Annotated in this window: 2 protein-coding genes; both read right to left on the reverse strand. The window is 68.3% G+C overall.

Translation table 11 applies throughout. The features are described 5' to 3' along the window. Positions 1–36: 36 nt before the first annotated feature. Positions 37–510, reverse strand: coding sequence for a PaaI family thioesterase (locus tag AC1D2K_RS34200; RefSeq protein ID WP_478094815.1), 474 nt, complete (start codon positions 508–510; stop codon positions 37–39). 17 nt (positions 511–527) lie between these two features. Further along, positions 528–1,703 (reverse strand): acetyl-CoA C-acyltransferase, encoded by a 1,176-nt coding sequence (locus AC1D2K_RS34205; protein ID WP_478094817.1) that lies wholly within the window; start codon positions 1,701–1,703, stop codon positions 528–530. Positions 1,704–1,782: the final 79 nt, after the last annotated feature.

Below are 1,782 nucleotides of genomic sequence, written 5' to 3' on the forward strand. Positions count from 1 at the left end.
GGACGAAGGCTCATGGATGGGAACGCTGGGCTGTGTCTATGGATTGGAACTCGGTGCGGCCTGGGCATCCGGCGCCGACGGCTGAGCTGCAATGGTGCCCTGGGCCAGCGCGCAGAGCTTTTCCTCGCCGCCCTTGACCGCAAAGACTTCGCAGGTACAGACCGCCTGGGTACGGCCGACGTGCACGGCCCGGGCGCGCGCGATCAGGCGCTCGCCGATGGCCGGACGGAGGTAGTTGATCTTGAACTCGGCCGTGACCACCGGCACCTGCATCGCGGTGCCGCCGGCAAAGGTCAGCGCGTTGTCGGCCAGGTAGCTGACCGCGCCGCCATGGGCGAAGCCATGCTGCTGCTTCAGCTTGTCGGTGATCGGCAGTTGCAGGTCGATGAAGCCCGGCCGCAGCGCATGCATCTCGGCTCCGACCAGCACGCTGAAGGGCTGGGTCGCGAGCACCTCCCGGCCCATGGCCAGGAACTGCTCGGGAGTGGCCTGCTGCGCGGGCGCGGCCATGGCCTGGGGCTCGCGCGTCAGAGGATTTCGAACACGCCGGCGGCGCCCATGCCGCCGCCGATGCACATCGTCACGACCACCTTCTTGGCGCCGCGGCGCTTGCCTTCGATCAAGGCATGGCCCGTGAGGCGCTGGCCGCTCACGCCGTAGGGGTGGCCGACCGCGATCGCGCCGCCGTCGACGTTGAGCCGGTCGCCCGGAATGCCCAGCTTGTCGCGGCAGTAGATCACCTGCACCGCGAAGGCTTCGTTGAGTTCCCACAGGTCGATGTCGCTGACCTTCAGGCCCAGGCGGTTCAGCACCTTCGGGATCGCGAACACCGGACCGATGCCCATTTCGTCGGGCTCGCAGCCCGCGACCGCGAAGCCGAGGAAGCGGCCCAGGGGCTTCAGGCCCTTCTGCTCGGCGTACTTCTCGTCGACCAGCACGCAGGCGCCGCCGCCATCGGAGAACTGGCTGGCATTGCCGGCCGAGATCAGGCCGCCGGGAATCGCCGGACGGATGCCGCTGATGCCTTCCTTGGTGGTGCCGGCGCGGATACCTTCGTCGTTCTCGATCGTGACTTCCTTGGTGCGCAGGCCCAGCACCGCGTCGGCCACACCGGCCAGCACGGTGATCGGCGCGATCTCGTCCTTGAAGCGGCCGGCTTCGAGCGCGGCCGTGGCCCTCTGCTGGCTGGCGGCGCCGTACTCGTCCATCGCGTCGCGGCCGATGTTGTAGCGCTTGGCGACCTGCTCCGCGGTCTGCAGCATGTTCCAGTAGATCTCGGGCTTGTGCTTGACCAGCCAGGGGTCGGCCAGCATGTGCTTGTTGGCCTCGTTCTGCACGCAGGAGATGCTCTCGACGCCGCCAGCCACATAGACCTCGCCCTCGCCGGCGATGATGCGCTGGGCGGCGGTGGCGATGGTCTGCAGGCCCGACGAGCAGAAGCGGTTGATGGTCATGCCCGAGGTCGTGATCGGCAGGCCGGCGCGCAGCGCGATCTGGCGCGCGATGTTCGAGCCGGTGGCGCCTTCGGGCGTCGCGCAGCCCATGATCACGTCGTCGACCGAGGCCGGATCGATGCCGGCGCGCTGCACGGCATGCTGCACCGCGTGGCCGCCGAGCGTGGCGCCGTGCGTCATGTTGAAGGCACCCTTCCAGCTCTTGGCGAGCGGCGTGCGGGCGGTGGAGACGATGACGGCGCGGGTCATGATGGAGTCCTTTGAGAAAGAGGAATGGCGGTTACTGGGGCTGTGCCGTGTTGCGCAGCAGCTGCTGATAGAACTGGAT

This window comes from Variovorax sp. P1_H12_2, from assembly GCF_056405335.1.

Bases quoted from the DNA above. Each gene is read 5' to 3' on its own strand.
- AC1D2K_RS34200 (WP_478094815.1), bottom strand. From the start codon at position 510: ATGGCCGCGCCCGCGCAGCAGGCCACTCCCGAGCAGTTCCTGGCCATG.
- AC1D2K_RS34205 (WP_478094817.1), bottom strand. From the start codon at position 1,703: ATGACCCGCGCCGTCATCGTCTCCACCGCCCGCACGCCGCTCGCCAAG.